The organism is Micromonospora sp. NPDC005203 (genome assembly GCF_042872705.1).
Taxonomy (GTDB): domain Bacteria; phylum Actinomycetota; class Actinomycetes; order Mycobacteriales; family Micromonosporaceae; genus Micromonospora.
The window spans coordinates 398,537-417,295 of the sequence record NZ_JBIAKV010000001.1 but is presented as its reverse complement, the minus strand read 5'-3'; the positions used below and the strand labels follow the sequence as shown (position 1 = coordinate 417,295).

Below are 18,759 nucleotides of genomic sequence, written 5' to 3'. Positions count from 1 at the left end.
TCGCGCCGGGCAATCAAAGCCCCACCACCCGCCGGACGGCAGGGGTCATAACGCGACCATGACGGAGCCGAACCTTTTCTTGACGTGGTTTTCACACCGCCCACCGAACAGGTGAAATGCGGCACAGACCCCGGGGCTCGTCCGGGGTGGGAGCCAGTTGCGCGTCCTTTGCTCTGCTTCAGCGGGCGCAACAATGAGGCGGCCTGACCGTTGCGCTGGTTGAAGCAGAGCAAAGGACGCGGAGAGACCGTCCGCGGCCCGGACCGGGCGGCGGCCCGGTGCAGCGCGGGCGGAGGTGCGGGGCCGGGTCAGGCCGGGCGGCGGGCCACCAGCACGTCGCGCATGATCGACTGGTCGACCCGGTGCCGCAGCGCGCGATAGGGCTCGCTGTCGACCACGGTCAGGCCGGCGTCGGCCAACGCCGCCGCCGCGTCCTCGCGGCTGGCGACGTGCGTGTTCCAGGAGATCCCGAGCGCACCGCCGGGACGCAGCAGCCGCGCCCAGACCGGCGCGGCGTCCGCGAGCAACGCCAGCGGATCGCGGGTCAGGCCCTTGTCGGCGGTACGGCTGCCGTGCTGCACGCCGTACGGCGCGTCGGCGACGACCAGGTCGACGGTCTCCGGGCGGAAGAACTCCGCCGAGCGGGCGGTGTCGGCGTTGACCACGTCCAGCAGTTGGGTCTGGCCGGCCTTGTGCTCCTCGCGGGTCGGGGCCAACTCGATCCGCACCCGCCGGCCGACCACCTTGCGCTCCCGCCGTACCGGCCCCGACTCCAGCACGCGGTGCTTGACCCGCTTCTGCTTCAGCCAGGTGGTGATGAACGCCCGGTACGCCTCGACGTCCTTCTGGTCGCGCTCGATGCCGGCGGCGTCGAACCCGTACATCAGGGCCTGGTTCAGGGTGGTGCCCCGGCCGCAGAGCGGGTCGAGCACCCGGAACCGACGGGTGGTCAGCTCACCGGCCCAGTCCGAGGCGAGCAGGGTGACGTTGAGCAGAAGTTTGGTGAACTGCTCGTTGGTCTTGCCCGGGTACTTCTGGATGGTGAGCAGGTCGTCGTCGTAGCGGTCCAGTCGGCTCCACTCGATCGGCCGCAGCAGCTCACCGACGATCTCGAAGAGCGCGTACCCGGCGGAGAGGTTGCCCAGGGCGGCCAGGTCCCGCTCGGTCAACCCGTCACCGGTGAAGGTGACGTAGGACGCCCCACCGACCACCTCGGTGTCCAGCTCGCCGATTTGGCCGTCGAGGGCCGAACGGCCGAAGATCTCCAGCTCGGCCCGGGTGAGGTCGATGGCGGAGCGGGCGTACACCCGGTTGGTGGCGGGCAGGATCAGCAGGCCGTAACGCGTCATGATCGGGCGAGTATTCCACAACAGCCCCCGGTCGCCGGGAACCGGAGCGGCCCCCGGAGCGACTACCGGTACATGGGGTGTGAGCAGTGGCGGGAGGTCCTGTCCGCACAGTTGGACGGGGAGGAGACCGCCGCCGAACTGACGGCGGTGCAGGGGCACCTGGACGGGTGTGCCGATTGTCGGGCCTGGTTCACGGCGGCGGCTGCGGTGACGCGTCGGGTTCGTACCCGATTGGTGGCCGATGTGCCCGACCGGACCGCGGCGATCCTGGCCGCCGTCGCGGCGGAGCCGGTCCGCCGGTCGCGGTGGCGGCGCGGTGGCTCGGTCGCCGGGCTGCGCGCGGCGCTCGGGCGCGCCGGGTTGCGCGCGGCGTTCGGGCGCGCCGGGCTGCGCGCGGCGTTCGGGCGCGCCGGGTTGGTCGCCGGGCTGCGCGCGGCGCTCGGGCTGCTCGGCGCGGTGCAGTTGGTGCTCGGGCTGGCCCAGGTTGGCCGGGGCGCGACCGCCGATCACCTGCATCCGGCCGGCCAGCACCTCTGGCACGAGTCGGCCGCGTGGAACGTGGCGGTAGGTGCCGGCTTCCTCTTCGTGGCGGTCCGCCGCAGCCCGCCGGCCGGGCTGCTGCCGATGCTCAGCGCGTTCGTCGGCACGTTGCTGCTGCTCTCGGTCAACGACCTGGCCACCGGATCGGTGGGCGGGGAGCGGCTGGTCAGTCACGGGTTCCTGGTGGTCGGCTACCTGATCACCGTGTTGCTGTCCCGGCCCGGCCTGCGCCCCGGTGGACCTTCGCCGCAGCGGCAGCCAGCACCGTCGCGTTGGCGGTTCGGCACCGACGAGGTGGACCGGCCGCTGCGGGTGGTCCGCCCCGAGTCGTACCCGGCGCAGGCCGCCGACCGGTACGCCGCCCCGGCGGCGCGTGCCGATGATGCCGCCCCGGCGGCGCGTGCCGACCGCTCCGCGCGGGTCGGGCGGGCCGGCGGACGCCGCGCCGCGTGAGCGGTTCCCTCACTCTGCTCGGCGAGCTGGTTCGTCGCCGGCGATGGCCTGCGGAATGACCTGTTCGACGATGGTCAGCAGGGTGGTGGCGAGCAGCAGGTGCACCTGGGTGCGGGTCAACGCCCCGCGCTGGAGCCACTCCCGGGCGGTCGACGTGGCCAGCCCGCCGTACGCGCGAACCATGGCACGCAACTCCTCCCGGTGCTCGGCCTCGCCGGCCAGGCCGACGGCGACGAGCATGCGGTCCGCGGCGACCTCCTCGGCCTCGGCGAGCACCCGTTCCACGTCCGCGTCGCCGCCCATCCCCCGGGCGGTGACCGCGGCCAGCCAGGAGGTGCTGTGCCGGGACACCACGTCGAGAAACCAGGAGACACTGGCGTCGACCCGGGTCCGCAGGTCACCCTTGGGCAACCGTTCGAGGGCCACCTCCGGAATGGTCACCATGACCCTTACGACCTCCAGGTAGAGGTCCTTCTTCGTACCGAAGTAGTGGTTGACCAGACCACGCGCGACACCAGCCTCGCGGGCGACGTCGGTGGTCGACACGTCCGCGTACGGGCGGTCGCCGAACAGCCGGACCGCGCAGGCCAGGATCTGCCCACGCCGGGCGTCCGGCTCCAGACGGCGGCGGCGCGGAGCCGTCTCGACACTCATCTGCCCGACCCTATCGACCGCTTCCCGCCCGCACCGTGATCAGGTGCTGGGAAGGAGGTGCCGGGACCGCCTCTGACCTTTTTCATCACCTGATTAGCGGACCGGGCGCCGTCGCCGAACCAGGTGCCGGGCGACCTGCCCCAGGTTTGACGTCTCGGAGTAGAGCGCCGCGTTGATCGCACCGAGGGCAACCCCGGGCGCTCGCTGCACCCGGTCCACGTCCTGAACCACCCGGCCGATCAGCGTCAGACGACAACGGAGATCGAACAGCTCCCTCCGTGCGCAGCGCAACGCCGTCTCCAGTCCCCCGACCCGCTCCCGCAGCCACGCCAACTCCGTCGCCTGATCCATCGGGCTCTCCCATCACTCGCGATCGCTGCCAGGTAGCCCGGACCACTGGCCGGGACGTCACCTTCACCCTCACCCATTCGGGAGGACTGCGCAAGTAGGTAGACGCAATTCGGCATGCCCGATCGCCCTACCTTCAGGTCATGGGTGAGGTCCCGGGTCCGCTGGTCGGTCCGCACGAGCTGCAAGATCTGCTCGGCGTGAGCCGGACCCGAATGCGTCAGCTCATTCGCTACCCGACCTTCCCCGCACCGTTCCAGCGCCTCCACGGCACCACGGTGTGGCTGCGCGCTGAGGTGGAGGCGTGGATCGCCGAGCATCGCCCGCCGCGTCCCACGGACGGCGACGAGGCCGAGTAACGCGCCCGGCGCGGGTCGGTTCAGGACAGTCCCGGGACGGGGTACGCCGTTCGAGCGGCCTGCGGTGATCCGCCCTCCTGTCTTACCCTTGCCACTGATCAGTGGCAGTCCGACCGGCCCGGCCTCGGCCGTCCATACCGGCGGACGAGATCAACTGAGCAAGGGAGCAATGCCTTGGTTTCTCGACGTCGAGTGTTGTCTGGCGCGGCCGGTGCGGCTGTCGGTCTCTCGGCCGCCGGTACGTTCGCCGGGTCGGCGACGGCGGCACCGTCCACCACCACCGTGACGTCGCCGCTCGCGGCCCGCCGTGGTCGGCTGATGAGCCGAACTGTGGTGACGACCCCGGCCATTCCGTTGACCCACCTGTCCGTCGCGCACAGCGGTCCGGCGGCGGCGGTGCGCCTTCGCACCGGCAAGGGATGGAGCGACTGGCTGGAGATCAGCGCGTGCCCGAACGGTCGCGACGGTCGGGCGGTGTCGGCCCAGTCCGACATCGTGGTCGTCGACGGCGCGACCGGGTACGAGGTCCAGGTCGCCGACGGCTCGGCTGCCACAGTCGTCGAGCTGAACATGGTCGATGGGGCGCGGCGGGCGGTCGCGAGCGCGGAAACGAACAACCTTCCGCTGCCGCCCGGCACCAGGCGGAAGCCGACGTACCTGCCCCGGTCCGGTTGGGGAGCTGACGAGTCGCTCCGGCTCGCCCCGAACGGCAGCCAGCGGTGGCCCACCGAGTTCTTCCCGGTGCAGACGCTGACGGTCCACCACAGTGGGGTGTACCAGCACAATGAGGACCCCGATCCGGCGGCCACGGTACGCGCCATCTACTACGACCAGTGCGTACTGCAGGAGTTCGGCGACATCGGTTACCACCTGTTGATCGACGAGGCCGGGCGGGTCTACGAGGGGCGCTATTCCGACCCGGGGCCGCAGCCGGTCTACGGCCCGGGTTTCGGTGGCGACGGTCGGCCGCTCATGGTCAACGCGGCGCACGTGAGCGGGTACAACGCGGGCAACATCGGCATCTGCCTGCTGGGCCGGTACACGTCCCGCCTGCCCGGCCCCGCCGCGCAACGGTCGCTGGCGCTCGTCCTGGCAGGTCTCAGCCTCACGAGTCGACTCAACCCCACCGGCCGGACCGGATACGTCAATCCGGTGAGCGGGGTGGGTGGCAACGTGGCAGTCATCTCGGGCCACCGGGACTGGGCGAGCATCGGGGCGGGTGCGACCGAGTGCCCCGGCGACTACTTCCACCCGTACCTCGGCCAGCTACGCCAGGACGTAACCACGCTGGCCGGAAGGCGCCCGAATCCGCCGCCCCGGCCGCCGAGGCGCTAGTTCGCAGCCCAGTCACGCCGCCCCCGGTCAGCGCGCCCGTCGCGCTGGTGGGGGGGCGGCGTCGCAGCATGCCCGCGGCGCCTCCGGGGCTGCCGGTCGCGACTTATTGACATGCTGCCAACAGCGCGCGAGGGTGGTGCCCATGCCGACGCCCGACGGTCCCCCCTCGCCCTGGCGCGAACCGGAGCACGACGACCTCGCCGACCTGGCCCGCACCTTCTTCACCAAGGAGGTGCTGCCGCACACCGACCGCCTGCTGGCGCAGGGGCACCCGGACCGCGAGCACTACCGCCGCGCCGGCGAGCTGGGGCTGTTGGGCCTGTCTGTCCCGGAGGAGTACGGCGGCGGGGGCGGCGGGTTCACCCACGAGGCCGTGCTGCTGCACGAGCAGGCGTACACCGGGGAGGGCAGCCTCGGGTTGGCGGTCCACAGTGGCATCGTCACCGGCTACCTGGTCGCGTACGGCAGCGCGGAGCAGAAGCGACGGTGGCTGCCCGGCCTGTGCAGCGGTGAGCTGGTCGGCGCGATCGCGATGACCGAGCCGGACGGCGGCTCCGATCTCCAGGCGATGCGCACCCGGGCCGTCCGCGACGGAGACGACTACCTGATCACCGGCGCGAAGACGTTCATCACCAACGGTGGCCTGGCCGATCTGGTCATCGTGGCCGTGAAGACCGATCCCGAGCAGCGGGCGGCAGGTGTCTCGCTGCTGGTGTGCGAGGTCGGCGGCGATCCGGAGGGCTTCCGCCGGGGCCGACTGCTGTCCAAGATCGGGCTGCACGCCAACGACACCGCCGAGCTGTTCTTCGACGGGTTCCGGGTGCCGGCGGCCAACCTGCTCGGCGACGCCGAGGGGCTGGGCTTCGTCCAGCTCATGCAGCAACTCCCCCAGGAACGGCTGGTCATCGGCGTCGGCGCGGTCGCGGCCATGGAACGGGCGGTCGAGCTGACCGTCGCGTACGCCAAGCAGCGCACCGCCTTCGGCAAACCGCTGATGGGCCACCAGAACACCCGGATGGTGCTCGCCGAGTGCGCCACCCGTACCCGGGTCGGCCGGGTCTTCCTCGACGACTGCATCGTCCGGCACGCGCGCGGCGACCTGGACGTGGCGACCGCGGCGATGGCGAAGTCCTGGCTCACCGACGGGCAGTGCGAGGTCATCGACCGCTGTCTCCAGATCTTCGGCGGCTACGGCTACACGACGGAGTACCCGATCGCCCAGATGTACGCCGACGCCCGCGTCCAGAAGATCTACGGCGGCACCAACGAGATCATGAAGGAGCTGATCGCCCGTGCCCTCTGAGGCGTACGTCTACGACGCGGTCCGCACCCCGCGCGGACGCGGCCGGGACGCCGGCGCGCTGCACGGGGTCAAGCCGATCTCGCTGCTCGTCGGCCTGATCGACGCGTTGCGCGAGCGCAACCCCGGCCTGGACGTCGGTAGGTTGGAGGACCTGCTGCTCGGGATCGTCACCCCGGTCGGCGAGCAGGGCGGCGACCTGGCGCGGGCCGCCGCGTTGCTGGCCGGGTTGCCCGACGAGGTGGGCGGGGTGCAGCTCAACCGGTTCTGCGCCTCCGGGCTGGAGGCGGTCAACTCCGCCGCCGCGCGGATCCGCTCCGGCTGGGAGCACCTGCTGCTCGCTGGCGGGGTGGAGTCGATGTCCCGGGTGCCGATGGGCTCCGACGGCGCGGCCTGGGCCACCGACCCGCAGACCGCGCTCGCCACGTCGTTCGTGCCGCAGGGCGTCAGCGCCGACCTGATCGCCACCCTGGAGGGATTCACCCGCGACGACGTGGACGGCTACGCGCTGCGGTCGCAGGAGCGGGCCGCCAAGGCGTGGGCCGGCGGGCACTTCGCCCGCTCGGTGGTCCCGGTCCGCGACGGCAACGGGCTGGACATCCTCACCGTCGACGAGCACCCGCGCCCGGAGACCACCCGGGAGGCGCTGGCCCGACTCACCCCGTCCTTCGCCACGATCGGCGACGCGGCCGGCTTCGACGCGGTCGCCTTGCAGAAGTTCCACTGGCTGGAGGCCATCGAGCACGTCCACCACGCCGGCAACTCGTCCGGCATCGTGGACGGCGCGGCGCTGGTGCTGATCGGCTCGGAGCAGGTCGGGCGGGACCTCGGCCTCACCCCGCGCGCGAGGATCGCCGGCGCGGCGGTCACCGGCGCGGATCCGACGCTGATGCTCACCGGCCCGATCCCGGCGACCCACAAGGCCCTCGCCGTCGCCGGGCTGGCAGTCGACGACATCGACCTGTTCGAGATCAACGAGGCGTTCGCGGCCGTGGTGCTCAAGTACGTCCGCGACCTGGGCCTCGACCCGGACCGGGTGAACGTCAACGGCGGCGCGATCGCGCTCGGGCACCCGCTGGGCGCCACCGGAGCCATGTTGCTCGGCACCGCGTTGGACGAGTTGGAGCGCCGCGACCTGCGCCGTGCCCTCGTGACCCTCTGCATCGGCGGCGGCATGGGCGTCGCCACCGTTCTCGAGCGCTGCTGACCCGGGGGGAAAGACAGATGACCACCACCATCCGGTACGACCGCGCCGCCGACGGCATCGTCACGCTCACCCTGGACGACCCCGAGCAGTCCGCCAACACCATGAACCGCGCGTACGCCGCCTCGATGAGCGCCACGTTGGACCGGCTGGAGGCCGAGCACGACCTCGTCGGCGTCATCGTCACCAGCGCGAAGTCGACCTTTTTCGCCGGCGGCGACCTGCCCGAGATGATCCGGGCCACCCACGCCGACGCGCCCGCTCTCGCCGAGCTGCTCGGCACCATCAAACGGGACCTGCGGCGACTGGAGACGCTGGGCCGACCGGTGGTCGCCGCGGTCAACGGCTCCGCGCTCGGCGGCGGCCTGGAGATCGCCCTCGCCTGCCACCACCGGATCGCGCTGGACGCGCCGGACAGCCGGCTCGGGCTGCCGGAGGTGACCCTGGGCCTGCTGCCCGGGGCCGGCGGCATCACCCGGACGGTACGAATGCTCGGCCTGGCCGGTGCGCTGACCACGGTGCTGCTCACCGGTCGGCGGATGCGCCCCGCCGAGGCGCTGGCCGCGGGCATCGTGGACGAGGTGGTCGCCACGCCCACCGAGATGCTGGACCTCGCACGCGCCTGGATCGTGGCGAACCCGCACCCGGCCCAGCCGTGGGACCGACCGGACTACCGGATGCCCGGCGGCACACCGGCGGGCCGCTCGCTGGCCGCCCAACTGCCCGCCTTTCCGGCCACCCTGCGCAAGCAGCTCAAGGGTGCCCGGCTGCCCGCACCCGAGGCGATCCTGGCGACCGCCGTCGAGGGCGCACAGGTCGACCTGGACACCGCCCTGACGGTGGAGACCCGGCACCTGATCGGCCTGCTCACCGGGCAGGTCGCCAAGAACATGATCGGCGCGTTCTTCTTCGACCTGAAGGCCGTCAACGGTGGCGCCGCACGACCGTCCGGCGTGGACGCCCCGCCGGTGCGCCGGGTGGCCGTGCTCGGCGCCGGCATGATGGGAGCCGGCATCGCGTACGCCTGCGCCAGCGCCGGCCTGGACGTCGTGGTCCGGGACGTCACGCCCGAGGCCGCCGGCCGTGCCCGGGAGCACGCCGAACGGCTGCTCGCCCGCAGGGTGCGCAAGGGCCGCGCCACGGAGGCGGACGCCCGTGCCGTACTGGACCGGATCACCACCACCGACCAGTTGGACGCCCTCGCTGGCTGCGACGCGGTCATCGAGGCGGTCTTCGAGGACCCCGTGCTGAAGCAGGCCGTCTTCGCCGAGGTGCTGCCGGTGTTGGCACCCGACGCGTTGCTCGCGTCCAACACCTCCACCCTGCCGATCACCGGGCTGAGCGAGGGAGTGGACCGCCCGAGCGACTTCATCGGCATGCACTTCTTCTCCCCGGTGGACCGGATGCCACTACTGGAGATCGTGGTCGGCGAGCAGACCAGCGACACGGCCCTGGCGCGGGCGTTCGACCTGGGTCGGCGGATCGGCAAGACCCCGATCGTGGTCAACGACGGCCGGGGCTTCTTCACCAGCCGGGTGATCGGCCGGTTCCTCGACGAGGCGGTCGGCATGGTCGCCGAGGGTGTCCCCGCCGCATCGGTGGAGCAGGCCGCGTTGCAGGCCGGCTACCCGACCGGGCCGCTGGCACTTGCCGACGAGGTCAGCCTCACCCTGATCCAGCGGATCCGCCGCCAGTTCGAGGCGGCCAGCGAGGAGTACCTGCCGCTGCCCGCGCACCGGCTCGTCGACGAGTTGGCCGACGCGTACGACCGGCCGGGGCGAGCGATCGGTCGCGGCTTCTACTCCTACGACAACGGCACCCGGGGCCGGCTGTGGACCGGCCTCGCCGACCTGGTCACCGACGCCGGCCGGGCGGTGCCGTTCACCGACCTCCAGGAGCGGATGCTCTTCGCCGAGGCGCTGGACGCGCTGCGCTGCCTCGACGAGGGGGTGCTACGCACCGAGACCGACGCCAACATCGGCTCGATCTTCGGCATCGGCTTCCCCGCGTGGACGGGAGGGGTGATCCGCTACGTCCGGCAGTACGCGGGCGGCCCGGCCGGGTTCGCGACCCGGGCCGCTGAACTGGCCGACAGGTACGGCGACCGGTTCACACCCCCGGCCGACCTGGTCGACAGGCTCGCCGCTGGTCCGGCCGAACCGGCTGGCGTCGCATGACGGCCTCCTGGCCGAGCCCCGGCAGACCGGGTGGGGCCAGCGACCCAGACGCCGCACGGAGCGACGACCGGGACGCCGCACAGGGCGACGACCCGGGCGCCACACGGCACGACGACCCGGGCGCCACGCCGGGCGGTTCGACGCGCGGCGGGCCGCTGGCCGGGGTGCGGGTGGTCGAGTTGGCGAGCCTCGCGCCGGCCCCGTTCGGCTGCATGGTGCTCGCCGACCTCGGGGCGGACGTGGTGCGGGTGGACCGGCCGGGTGCCCCGGGCGCGGGGCGGCTGGCCGCGCCGACCGGCGGGCCGTTGCAGCGCGGCCGGCGGGTGACCGCGCTGGACCTGAAGTCCCCGGCCGGGGTGGCCGACCTGCTGCGCCTCGTCGAACGGGCCGACGTGCTGGTCGAGGCGTACCGGCCGGGGGTCGCCGAGCGGCTCGGCTTCGGCCCGGAGGTGTGCCAGGGGCGCAACCCCGGGCTGGTGTACGCGCGGATGACCGGCTGGGGCCAGGACGGCCCGCTGGCGTCCCGGGCCGGGCACGACATCGACTACATCGCGGTGGCAGGGGCGTTGGAGCCGCTGGCTCGGGTCGGCGAGCGCCCGTACGCGCCGATGAACCTGCTCGCCGACTTCGGCGGGGGCGGCATGCTGCTCGCCGTCGGCGTGTTGGCGGCGCTGTTGGAACGGGAACGCTCGGGTGTCGGCCAGGTAGTCGACGCGGCGATGGTGGACGGGTCGGCGCTGCTCACGTCGTTCCTGCACGGGCTGCTCGGCAGTGGCCTGTGGGCCGCACCGCGCGGGCGCAACATGTTCGACGGCGGTGCGCCGTTCTACGACACGTACGCCACCGCCGACGGTGGATTCATGGCCGTCGGCGCGATGGAACCGGCCTTCTACGACGTACTCCTCACCGGCCTCGACCTGGCCGACGAGCCCGACCTGCCGGCGCAGTACGACCCGAGCGGCTGGGATGAGCTGCGCCAGCGCTTCACCGCACGGTTCGCCGAGCGGACCCGGGACGACTGGACGGCGATCTTCACCGACCTGGACGCCTGCGTCGCGCCGGTGCTCGCCCCCGCTGAGGCGCACCAACACCCGCACAACGCCGCGCGGGGCACCTTCGTCGAGGTCGGTGGCGAGATCCAACCGGCCCCGGCACCCCGCTTCGGCCGGACGCCGGCCGACCGGCCGACCCCGGCACCGGACCCGGAGCAGGACCGCCTACCGGCGGCGGAGATTCTCGCCGACTGGCCGCGACGGACCTGACGGGTCTGCGCGTCCCGGGGAGTGGTGGCAGGCTCAGCGGAGCCGATCCCGGCCGGGACGGAGCCGCTTCTTCCCAGGGAGTCGACGAGCATGGCCAGGGACCTGTGGAAGGGCCACATCAACGGAATCCTCTACGGGGTCCAGTTCGACCGCGCGCTTGACGACTCGGTGGTGGCCCGGGTCGCCGGGGACGTGACCGACGGGCGATACCCGGGCGACCGGGCCACGACCCTGGACGCGCTGGAGCAGGCGCTACGGTCCACGATCCCGCTCAACGACGAGATCGAGACGCCGCACAGCGAGGAGAGCATCCGTACGTTCCTCCGCCAGCTCGCCACCGCGCTCCGCGAGCGCACCTCCGCACCCCGGCCCCATTGATCAAGAGATCTGCGACAGGGACCCACGCTCCGATGACGCGGACCGCTTGGCCGCCGGGCGGGGTCGGCGGTTGTACCAGCTGGCGAAGAGGGCTGTCGCGAGCAGCAACTCGGCCAGGTCGCCGCCGTAGTACATGAGCTGGGCGGCCGACCGGAACGCTTCCGGGTCCCGGTCGGTAAGGCCCGGTGGGAGGGTTTCGGCCTGGGCGTACAGGTACTTGGCCAGTACGGCGTGTCCGGCTGCCGCACCCAGGAGCGCGCCGACCCGTACCGCGAGGCCCGGGCGGCGCGGCGCCGGGTCCGGTCCGGCCAGGGACCAGGCGAAGAGATAGCCGGCGGCCAGGTAGTGCAGGTGTACGGCGTGATGCAGCGCGGGCTGACGCTCGGCCGCCGCGTAGAGCGGGGTGAGCAGCACCAGCGCCAGCCCGCCCGTGCTGAGCAGCGCGGCGGTGACCGGGTGCGCGATCAGGTGCAGCGGGCGGGCACGCAGCAACCGGCCCACCGCCCGGCGGACCGGCGGCGGCGCGACCCGCAGCAGCAGGGTGACCGGGGCACCGAGCACCAGCCCGAGCGGGGCCAGCATGCCGAGCAGCAGATGCTGCGCCAGATGCCCGCGCGGATCGCCGGAAAGTTGGGCCAACGGCCCGACGGCGACCGCCAGCATTCCGCACCCGACCAGCCAGGCGGCGGTCCGGCGATGATCCCAACCACGAGGGTCGCGCGCGGTGGCCAGCAGTTAGCCGCCGGCCAGCAGCGCGACCGGGAACAGCGGCAGCCAGGACGACGCATCCGCCGCCTGCCCGCCGTGCGCGAACGGCGGAACGGACCAGGCGGGCGGAGCCGGCAGCGACACCGTCATCGGCGGCCGTCGCGCGACCTGGCACGCCAGATCAGCACGGCGCCGGCCAGCAGCAGTGCCGCGCCGGCCACGTTCCACACCACGTCGTACGGCACGAGGTGCACCCCGTAACGGATCTGGTGCAGCCGGAGGACCTTGTGGTCGACCAGCCCGTCGAGGAGCTGGAACCCCCCGGCGCCGAGCAGGAGGCCACCCCAGGCGAGCCGGGCCGACAGGGCGTGTCGCCGGCGCAGGTCGGCGAACCAGAAGAACCCGGCGACCAGGGCGATCACCTCGGCCGCGTGCAGCAGCCCGTCGGAGAGCAATGCCACCGACGGCGTCGACCTGTCGTAGAAGTGGTGCCAGGCCAGCAACTGATGGAAGACGATCTCGTCCACCGCAGCCATGATCGCGACGCCGATCAGGACGCCGGCGAGGATGGCGGCCCGCACGTCGACGGTACGTGCCCCCGGCGCGCTCGACTCGGCCACCACACACCTCGCATCCACCGGTCGAGGCAAAAATACCCCCAAACACGGTGATTAGCGGCCACCAAAGCCGGCGTGGCGACACGCCCACCCCTGAAGGTCAACGCCGTTGCGCGAGACGGAACGACTGTTCGTCAACCGCGCCTGCATCGCGATCTTGCACTTTCTGCCCCGACATTAGGGTGCATTACCGCTCAAATCGGCGACAGAAACTGCAAGATCGGCGCGGCCGCGCAGGGTGAGCGCGGCGCAGGGCGAGCGCCGCGCGCGGCCGGCGGCAACATCCCCGTTTCGCGCCTTCGGGGCCTCGCGCGGCATGATCATGGAGCTGGGGCGGGTCGGGCAGCCTCGCCGGCAGCGGAACCCGAGAAGGAGGTGCCAGTGCCGGACGCGGACGAACTCGTCGCCAACGCGCTCGCGGCGGTGCGCGGCACCGACGTACGGCAGGCCGAACGGCAGCTGGACCAACTGATGGTCGGCACCGGCGCGGCGGACGGCACCACGGCGGTCGACGCGGCGTTGCTGCGCCGCCTGGTCCGTGGCCTGGCGCGGCTCTGGCCGCGCGGCTGGCAGCCCGTCGACGTGGACCGGATCACCGGGCGGCGGCTCGACGGCCGCGCGGCGCGACTGGTCCGGGACGCGATGGCCGTGCAGCGGCGCCAGCAGTCGGATCCGGTCCCGGCCTGGTTCGACGAGCAGTTGCGGGCGTTGGCCGCCGAGGTGCGGGCGGACGACGACCGGGTGTTGTCCGGCTGGTCCGCCCGGGAGACGCTGGACCGGGTCGACGCGCTTCGTACGGCCGTGGACGTCCTCGCGCTGGTGGAGAGCCTGCCACCGATCGCGGTGTTGCGCCCGCCACCCGGGTCGAGCGGGGCGGCGGCCGCCCGGTCGGCCGGTCCGGCGCGCAGCGGGTCGCCGATGCTGGATCGGGTCCGGGCGCTGCTGGCCAAGGCCGAGTCGACGACCTTCCCGGCCGAGGCGGAGGCGCTTACCGGTAAGGCGCAGGAGCTGATCGCCCGGCACAGCATCGACGAGGCGTTGCTGGCCGCCGGGGCGGAGCGCGGCGACGTGCCCGGTGGGGTACGCCTGAGCACCGACACCCCGTACGCGGGCGCGAAGGCACTGCTGGTGCAGGAGGTGGCGGCGGCGAACAGGTGTGAGGCGGTCTGGTCCGACGATCTCGGCTTCGCCACCGTGCTGGGCTGGCCGGCCGACCTGGTGGCGGTGGAGTTGCTCTACACCTCGCTGCTGGTCCAGGCCACCGCCGCCATGCTGCGCGGGCGGGTCGAGCGTCGGCAGGGGTCCGGGCGGCGGACAAAGGTCTGGGACGAGTCGTTCCTCAACGCGTTCGCGCTGCGGATCGGCGAACGGCTGCGCGCGGCCACCGAGGCGGCAACCGACGCGGCGGACCAGGCGGCGGCCGAGACGGCCGGCGCGGAGCGGCTGTTGCCGGTGCTCGCCGCCCGGGGCGAGGCGGTCCGGGAGCGGCTGGACACGCTCTTTCCCGGCGTCACCCGGCACCGACTCAGCGTGCGCGACGCCGAGGGCTGGTCGTCGGGCACCTCGGCCGCCGACCGGGCGTCGCTGGACGTCGGCGGCGGGCGGAAGCCCCGCCAGGTGCCGGGCCGACCCGATCGGCGCTGAACCGCCCGGCGTGGGACCACCACCGGCGGCGATATCTGCGATCTTCTTCGCTACGTCGTAGGGAACGGGTTGTCGGCTCCGACCCTCCGGTGAGTCGCGCCCCGACCGGGGTGCGACACGAGTCGCAAGGAGCGTCGCGATGAAGTACATGCTGCTGATCTGGAACCGGCCCGGCTTCACCGAGGAGCTTTCCGAGCAGGACCGCACCGCCCTGTTCGGCGAGGTCGACGAGATCATGAAGGAGTTGACCGAGACCGGCGAGCTGATCGGCGGCCAGGCGCTGGCCAACCCGTCGCAGACGTTGACGGTTCGGGCCGTCGACGGCCGGGCCGAGGTCATCGACGGGCCGTTCATGGAGAGCAAGGAGCAGTTCGCCGGTTACCTGGCGGTCGACTGCGACAGCCCGCAGCGGGCCGCCGAGATCGCCGCCCGCTGGCCGGACGTGCGCTTCGGCGGCGCCATGGAGGTTCGCCCGATCATGGACGAGTCCGGAGCGGAGATGTGACCGACCGGACGGTCGAGGATCTGCTGCGCACGGTCGCGCCGCAGGTCCTCGGCCTGCTGGTTCGCCGGCACGGCCAGTTCGACAGGTGCGAGGACGCGGTCCAGGAGGCGCTGCTCGCCGCCGCGACGCAGTGGCCCACGCAGGGCGTACCGGACAGTCCGCGCGCGTGGCTGCTCACCGTGGCCACCCGCCGGCTCACCGACGAGTGGCGCAGCGAGAACGCCCGCCGGGACCGCGAGTTGGCGGTGACGCTGCGCGAGCCGGCGTACGCCGGGGTGGCACCGGCGGCCGACGCGGAGCCCGCGGTGGCGGACGCCGACGACACCCTCACCCTGCTGTTTCTCTGTTGCCATCCGGCGCTGACCGGGTCGGCGCAGGTGGCGCTCACCCTGCGCGCGGTCGGCGGTCTCAGCACCGCCCAGATCGCCCGGGCGCACCTGCTGCCGGAGGCGACGATGAGTCAACGGATCCGCCGGGCCAAGCAGCGGATCGAGGCCGCCGGCGCCCGGTTCACCATGCCCGGTCCCACCGAACGGGACGAGCGGCTGCGCACGGTGCTCCGGGTGCTCTACCTGATCTTCAACGAGGGTTACACCGCGTCCAGTGGCCCGGACCTGCACCGGGCCGAGCTGACCGGCGAGGCGATCCGGCTGGCGCGCATCCTGCACGGGTTGCTGCCCGACGACGGCGAGGTCAGCGGGCTGCTGGCGTTGATGCTGCTCACCGACGCGCACCGGGCGGCCCGGCTCGGCCCGGACGGGGAGCTGGTGCCGCTCGCCGAGCAGGACCGCACCAGGTGGGACGTGGCCGCCAGCGCGGAGGGGATCGCGCTGATCACCGACGCGTTGACCTGGTCGCCGCCCGGGCCGTACCAACTCCAGGCGGCGATTGCCGCGGTGCACGCCGAGGCCCGGACGGCGGCGGAGACGGACTGGCGGCAGATCGTCGCGCTCTACCGGCTGCTGGCCCGGGTCGCGCCGAACCCGCTTGTCACCCTCAACCAGGCGGTGGCGGTGGCCATGGTGGACGGGCCACGGGCCGGGCTGGCCCTGCTCACGTCCCTGGACGCCGACGAGCGCACCGCCGGGCACCACCGCCTCGCCGCCGTCCGGGCGCACCTGTTGGAGCTGGCCGGGGAGCCCGGCGCGGCGCGGGAGGCGTACCTGACGGCGGCCCGGGGCACCACGAGCCGGCCCGAGCAGCGGTATCTCGAACTGCGGGCGGCCCGGCTCGGCGCTGGCCGACCGCCGCCGGCCACCGGACGGAGCTGACCCCCGACGGCCGGCGGCGCGCGGTCACACGTCGGGGTCGACGGCCGGGCAGGTGGCGCCCCGGGCCGGCACCACCTGGTCGATCAGGTACGAGTCGACCGTCGCACCCACGCAGGGGACGCTCGTGGTGTAGCTGCCATGCCCCCACCCCTGGTAGGTGAGCAGCACGCCGTGCCGGCCCAGCTGCCGAGCCACGTTGCGGGACCAGTCGTACCCGCTGGCCGGGTCGTGCACGGTGGCGGCGATCAGCAGTGGCACCTTGGTGTGGACCCGCAGCCGGTGTTGCGGGTTGGCCACCGGCGTCGGGCTGCCCAGGCAGGTGGCGATGGCGAACAGGGCCGGCGGATACCGCAGGTCGGGTGCGAGCCGGGCCGCCCGGCCCAGGTGCGCGGCGTACTCCCGGTAGTCCCGGACCGGCAGGCTCCAGTCCTGGCAGAAGACCGCGAAGGGGTACGACGCGACGGTGTCACCCGCCGCCCTGGCGTCGGTGGGGAGCGCGGTGGCCGGCACGGTGGCCGGCGCGGTGGCCGGCACGGTGGCGGAGTCCATTGCGCCGAGCCAACCGGCCAGCCCCGGCCAGCGCACAGTGTCGTAGAACTCCTTGTGGGTGAGCCGGACCAGCTCGAACGGCGTCAGTGCGACGCCGGGGCGTTTCGGATCGGTCAGCACGCCGCGCTCGGCCCGATCGCGCAGCCCGGCCCAGATCGCCCGGAGGTCCCGCCCGTGCAGGGCGCACGCGCTGGACCTGTCACACCAGGCGACGAACTCGTCGAACGCGCCCTGCACGGTGGCGGCCTGGCTGTCGAGGAAGGCGCGGGTGTCGACGCTGTGGTCCATCGTGGCCTCCAGCACCATGGCCCGGACCCGGTCGGGGTACAGCTCGGCGTACCGCTGCCCGAGCAGAGTTCCGTACGAGCTGCCGTGGAAGGTCAACTGCCGCTCGCCGAGCGCGGCGCGGATCGCGTCCAGGTCGCGGGCGGCACTTGTCGTGTCCACGTGGTCGTAGAGCGGCCCGGTGCGGGCCCGGCAGTCGGCGCGCAGCAGCGCGTTGTTGGTCAGGGTGGCGTCGAACTGGGCCTGGTCGGCGATCAGTTGCGGTTGCCGGGCGAGCAGATCCCGGGCGCAGACCACCGGGTGGCTGCCACCGGTGCCGCGCGGGTCGAAACTGACGATGTCGAACCGGCGGCGCAGGTCGGCGCTGAACCGGGAGCTGCCGTTGACCACCCGGTCGACGCCGCTGTCGCCCGGCCCGCCGGGGCCGAAGACCAGCGTGCCCTGTCGGGCAGACGGGTCGGTGGCGACCCGGCGGGCAAGTGCCAGGTCGAAGCGTTCCCCCCGTGGCCGACTCCAGTCGACCGGCAGCGAGAGGGTGCCGCACTCGGCGCGGGTCTCCTCGACTGGGGTGTCCTGGGCGGGGGTGTCCTTGACGCAGGGCTGCCACTCGATGGTGGGGCGGGCGCTGGCCGGGCTGGCCGGGGTCAGCCCGGCTGCCGTAAGGGCCAGAGCGGTCGCCCAGCCGACAGTTGATTTGCGGACTTGCAGCATGAGGTGCTGTCCTCTCCGTGAAGGAACGTTGCCGGTGAAACCCGCCCACTGGGCGGGGTGATGCCCTTCACCCGGGCCGTCGAGTAGCCGCTCGACGGCCCGGGGCCTTCGGCCGTGGTCAGTCGACCTCGGTCAGGACCCGTTCGAGCTTGGTCATCCGGGTCTCCATCCCGCCCAGCCGGCCGTCCATCGCCGCGAGCAGCCGGGCGTTCTCCGCCTGCGTCTGGGCCGCCGTCTCGGCGAGCTGGCGGTAGTCGTCCGCGCGGGCCGCCTCGTACCGGGCCCGCCGGGTCTTACCGAGCTGCACGATGGTCACCGTGGCCACGCTGACCAGGAAGGCGAAGATGCCGATCGCGCCGACCACCTCGGTCCAGTCGTGATCGCTCATTCCGGTCATCGGTCCGCTCCTGGTCGTTCGGCCGAGTCGGGCACGGTCAGCGTCTCGGCCGCCGCCGCGATGATCTCGGGGGTGAGGGTGAGCACGAACGGCTGCACCTCGTAGTAGTTCATGGCTTTCCCGTCCTCCGACAACTCCAGGCTCGCGGTGACCAGCCCGGCCGCCGCCAGCTTCCGTAGGTGGACCTGCAACAGCGCTCGGCTGATGCCCAGTTGCCGGGCCAGCCCGCTGACGTAGGCACGCTCGCGGGCCAGCGCGGCGACGATCCGTAAACGATGCGGGTTGGCCAGGGCGGCCAGCACCCGTACCAGGTCGTCGCCGGTCGGCGGTGGGGCACTGCTCATAACAAGCCGTCGCACATGCAAAGAGAAGCTAGCAGGTGTGCCGCTGCGAAGGTGCGGGCCGCGGGCGGAATCAGGGGTATCTCAGGGTCACGGGAGAAGGCCGGACACACAGACACGCCGGGCCGGTGAATGATCACCGACCCGGCGTGCGGGTTACGTCGTGCGTCAGCTCTTGAAGGCGTCCTTGATCTTCTCGCCGGCCTGCTTGAGCTTGGCCGTGGACTGGTCAGCGCGACCCTCGGCCTCGAGCTGCTCGTTATCGGTGGCGCGACCAGCGCCTTCCTTCAGCTTGCCGGTCGCGTCCTCGGTGGCGTTGTTGATCTTGTCGTCGAATCCCATTGCCAACCTCCATTGCAAGCGTCGCTACAA

Annotated in this window: 21 protein-coding genes; 11 read left to right on the top strand and 10 right to left on the bottom strand. The window is 72.7% G+C overall.

All coding sequences use genetic code 11. The features are described from left to right. Window positions 1-308: 308 nt before the first annotated feature. Entirely contained in the window at window positions 309-1,349 is a 1,041-nt protein-coding gene (locus ACFYPM_RS02060; RefSeq protein WP_387190244.1) for a TRM11 family SAM-dependent methyltransferase, read from the bottom strand. 72 nt (window positions 1,350-1,421) lie between these two features. Between ACFYPM_RS02060 and ACFYPM_RS02055 the strand changes: the two genes are divergently transcribed. Next, a complete protein-coding gene (locus tag ACFYPM_RS02055; RefSeq protein ID WP_387190242.1) occupies window positions 1,422-2,342 on the top strand; it encodes a zf-HC2 domain-containing protein in 921 nt (306 codons plus the stop codon). A 9-nt stretch (window positions 2,343-2,351) separates the two neighbouring features. Here ACFYPM_RS02055 and ACFYPM_RS02050 read toward each other — a convergent pair whose 3' ends face one another. Together ACFYPM_RS02050 and ACFYPM_RS02045 are read right to left on the bottom strand one after the other, a co-directional pair. Beyond that, window positions 2,352-2,996 (bottom strand): TetR/AcrR family transcriptional regulator, encoded by a 645-nt coding sequence (locus tag ACFYPM_RS02050; RefSeq protein ID WP_387190239.1) that lies wholly within the window; start codon window positions 2,994-2,996, stop codon window positions 2,352-2,354. Window positions 2,997-3,089: 93 nt separating this feature from the next. After that, entirely contained in the window at window positions 3,090-3,347 is a 258-nt protein-coding gene (locus tag ACFYPM_RS02045) for a hypothetical protein (protein ID WP_387190237.1), read from the bottom strand. Between the two features lie 140 nt (window positions 3,348-3,487). Here ACFYPM_RS02045 and ACFYPM_RS02040 point away from each other — a divergent pair, with 140 nt between their 5' ends. The 7 genes from ACFYPM_RS02040 (at window position 3,488) to ACFYPM_RS02010 (ending at window position 11,359) form a co-directional block, all read left to right on the top strand. After that, complete coding sequence (locus ACFYPM_RS02040; protein ID WP_387190234.1) at window positions 3,488-3,703, top strand: helix-turn-helix transcriptional regulator; 216 nt, start codon at window positions 3,488-3,490, stop codon at window positions 3,701-3,703. A 318-nt stretch (window positions 3,704-4,021) separates the two neighbouring features. Beyond that, a complete protein-coding gene (locus tag ACFYPM_RS02035) occupies window positions 4,022-5,038 on the top strand; it encodes an N-acetylmuramoyl-L-alanine amidase (protein WP_387190232.1) in 1,017 nt (338 codons plus the stop codon). A 142-nt stretch (window positions 5,039-5,180) separates the two neighbouring features. Then, the gene (locus tag ACFYPM_RS02030; protein WP_387190229.1) at window positions 5,181-6,341 is read left to right on the top strand and encodes an acyl-CoA dehydrogenase family protein; all 1,161 of its coding nucleotides are present in this window, start codon (window positions 5,181-5,183) and stop codon (window positions 6,339-6,341) included. Continuing rightward, window positions 6,331-7,545, top strand: a complete 1,215-nt coding sequence (locus tag ACFYPM_RS02025) for an acetyl-CoA C-acetyltransferase (RefSeq protein WP_387190227.1) — start codon at window positions 6,331-6,333, stop codon at window positions 7,543-7,545. Before ACFYPM_RS02030 ends, ACFYPM_RS02025 begins: the two co-directional genes overlap by 11 nt. Before the next feature lie 17 nt (window positions 7,546-7,562). Beyond that, entirely contained in the window at window positions 7,563-9,719 is a 2,157-nt protein-coding gene (locus tag ACFYPM_RS02020) for a 3-hydroxyacyl-CoA dehydrogenase NAD-binding domain-containing protein (RefSeq protein ID WP_387190225.1), read from the top strand. Next, the gene (locus ACFYPM_RS02015; protein ID WP_387190223.1) at window positions 9,716-10,981 is read left to right on the top strand and encodes a CaiB/BaiF CoA transferase family protein; all 1,266 of its coding nucleotides are present in this window, start codon (window positions 9,716-9,718) and stop codon (window positions 10,979-10,981) included. The genes ACFYPM_RS02020 and ACFYPM_RS02015 overlap by 4 nt, the downstream gene beginning before the upstream one ends. A 90-nt stretch (window positions 10,982-11,071) precedes the next feature. Then, the gene (locus ACFYPM_RS02010; protein ID WP_387190221.1) at window positions 11,072-11,359 is read left to right on the top strand and encodes a hypothetical protein; all 288 of its coding nucleotides are present in this window, start codon (window positions 11,072-11,074) and stop codon (window positions 11,357-11,359) included. On the opposite strand, the gene ACFYPM_RS02005 is transcribed toward ACFYPM_RS02010, so the two are convergent. The 3 genes from ACFYPM_RS02005 to ACFYPM_RS01995 form a co-directional block, all read right to left on the bottom strand. Further along, a complete protein-coding gene (locus ACFYPM_RS02005) occupies window positions 11,360-12,022 on the bottom strand; it encodes a cytochrome c oxidase assembly protein (RefSeq protein ID WP_387190219.1) in 663 nt (220 codons plus the stop codon). Window positions 12,023-12,094: 72 nt separating this feature from the next. Further along, the gene (locus ACFYPM_RS02000) at window positions 12,095-12,217 is read right to left on the bottom strand and encodes a hypothetical protein (protein WP_387190216.1); all 123 of its coding nucleotides are present in this window, start codon (window positions 12,215-12,217) and stop codon (window positions 12,095-12,097) included. Beyond that, window positions 12,214-12,687: a DUF2243 domain-containing protein gene (locus ACFYPM_RS01995; protein ID WP_387190214.1), complete on the bottom strand. Its 474-nt coding sequence runs from the start codon at window positions 12,685-12,687 to the stop codon at window positions 12,214-12,216. Before ACFYPM_RS01995 ends, ACFYPM_RS02000 begins: the two co-directional genes overlap by 4 nt. A 378-nt stretch (window positions 12,688-13,065) precedes the next feature. Here ACFYPM_RS01995 and ACFYPM_RS01990 point away from each other — a divergent pair, with 378 nt between their 5' ends. From ACFYPM_RS01990 to ACFYPM_RS01980, 3 genes are all read left to right on the top strand, one after another. Beyond that, complete coding sequence (locus ACFYPM_RS01990; RefSeq protein ID WP_387190212.1) at window positions 13,066-14,328, top strand: DUF2786 domain-containing protein; 1,263 nt, start codon at window positions 13,066-13,068, stop codon at window positions 14,326-14,328. 139 nt (window positions 14,329-14,467) lie between these two features. Next, a complete protein-coding gene (locus ACFYPM_RS01985) occupies window positions 14,468-14,833 on the top strand; it encodes a YciI family protein (RefSeq protein WP_357252017.1) in 366 nt (121 codons plus the stop codon). Further along, window positions 14,830-16,104, top strand: a complete 1,275-nt coding sequence (locus tag ACFYPM_RS01980; protein ID WP_387190210.1) for an RNA polymerase sigma factor — start codon at window positions 14,830-14,832, stop codon at window positions 16,102-16,104. The genes ACFYPM_RS01985 and ACFYPM_RS01980 overlap by 4 nt, the downstream gene beginning before the upstream one ends. A gap of 24 nt (window positions 16,105-16,128) precedes the next feature. Here ACFYPM_RS01980 and ACFYPM_RS01975 read toward each other — a convergent pair whose 3' ends face one another. From ACFYPM_RS01975 to ACFYPM_RS01960, 4 genes are all read right to left on the bottom strand, one after another. Then, the gene (locus ACFYPM_RS01975) at window positions 16,129-17,649 is read right to left on the bottom strand and encodes an alpha/beta fold hydrolase (RefSeq protein ID WP_387190209.1); all 1,521 of its coding nucleotides are present in this window, start codon (window positions 17,647-17,649) and stop codon (window positions 16,129-16,131) included. Window positions 17,650-17,767: 118 nt separating this feature from the next. Further along, window positions 17,768-18,046, bottom strand: coding sequence for a hypothetical protein (locus ACFYPM_RS01970; RefSeq protein ID WP_387190207.1), 279 nt, complete (start codon window positions 18,044-18,046; stop codon window positions 17,768-17,770). Continuing rightward, complete coding sequence (locus ACFYPM_RS01965; RefSeq protein ID WP_387190205.1) at window positions 18,043-18,390, bottom strand: ArsR/SmtB family transcription factor; 348 nt, start codon at window positions 18,388-18,390, stop codon at window positions 18,043-18,045. Before ACFYPM_RS01965 ends, ACFYPM_RS01970 begins: the two co-directional genes overlap by 4 nt. Before the next feature lie 165 nt (window positions 18,391-18,555). After that, entirely contained in the window at window positions 18,556-18,729 is a 174-nt protein-coding gene (locus ACFYPM_RS01960) for a CsbD family protein (protein ID WP_036410891.1), read from the bottom strand. Between the last annotated feature and the right edge of the window lie 30 nt (window positions 18,730-18,759).

Bases quoted from the DNA above. Each gene is read 5' to 3' on its own strand.
- ACFYPM_RS02045 (WP_387190237.1), bottom strand. From the start codon at position 3,347: ATGGATCAGGCGACGGAGTTGGCGTGGCTGCGGGAGCGGGTCGGGGGA.
- ACFYPM_RS02020 (WP_387190225.1), top strand. From the start codon at position 7,563: ATGACCACCACCATCCGGTACGACCGCGCCGCCGACGGCATCGTCACG.
- ACFYPM_RS02040 (WP_387190234.1), top strand. From the start codon at position 3,488: ATGGGTGAGGTCCCGGGTCCGCTGGTCGGTCCGCACGAGCTGCAAGAT.
- ACFYPM_RS02015 (WP_387190223.1), top strand. From the start codon at position 9,716: ATGACGGCCTCCTGGCCGAGCCCCGGCAGACCGGGTGGGGCCAGCGAC.
- ACFYPM_RS01970 (WP_387190207.1), bottom strand. From the start codon at position 18,046: ATGACCGGAATGAGCGATCACGACTGGACCGAGGTGGTCGGCGCGATC.
- ACFYPM_RS02005 (WP_387190219.1), bottom strand. From the start codon at position 12,022: ATGCTGGCGGTCGCCGTCGGGCCGTTGGCCCAACTTTCCGGCGATCCG.
- ACFYPM_RS02050 (WP_387190239.1), bottom strand. From the start codon at position 2,996: ATGAGTGTCGAGACGGCTCCGCGCCGCCGCCGTCTGGAGCCGGACGCC.
- ACFYPM_RS01975 (WP_387190209.1), bottom strand. From the start codon at position 17,649: ATGCTGCAAGTCCGCAAATCAACTGTCGGCTGGGCGACCGCTCTGGCC.
- ACFYPM_RS02035 (WP_387190232.1), top strand. From the start codon at position 4,022: ATGAGCCGAACTGTGGTGACGACCCCGGCCATTCCGTTGACCCACCTG.
- ACFYPM_RS02010 (WP_387190221.1), top strand. From the start codon at position 11,072: ATGGCCAGGGACCTGTGGAAGGGCCACATCAACGGAATCCTCTACGGG.
- ACFYPM_RS01965 (WP_387190205.1), bottom strand. From the start codon at position 18,390: ATGAGCAGTGCCCCACCGCCGACCGGCGACGACCTGGTACGGGTGCTG.
- ACFYPM_RS02000 (WP_387190216.1), bottom strand. From the start codon at position 12,217: ATGACGGTGTCGCTGCCGGCTCCGCCCGCCTGGTCCGTTCCGCCGTTC.
- ACFYPM_RS02030 (WP_387190229.1), top strand. From the start codon at position 5,181: ATGCCGACGCCCGACGGTCCCCCCTCGCCCTGGCGCGAACCGGAGCAC.
- ACFYPM_RS02055 (WP_387190242.1), top strand. From the start codon at position 1,422: ATGGGGTGTGAGCAGTGGCGGGAGGTCCTGTCCGCACAGTTGGACGGG.
- ACFYPM_RS01985 (WP_357252017.1), top strand. From the start codon at position 14,468: ATGAAGTACATGCTGCTGATCTGGAACCGGCCCGGCTTCACCGAGGAG.
- ACFYPM_RS01960 (WP_036410891.1), bottom strand. From the start codon at position 18,729: ATGGGATTCGACGACAAGATCAACAACGCCACCGAGGACGCGACCGGC.
- ACFYPM_RS02060 (WP_387190244.1), bottom strand. From the start codon at position 1,349: ATGACGCGTTACGGCCTGCTGATCCTGCCCGCCACCAACCGGGTGTAC.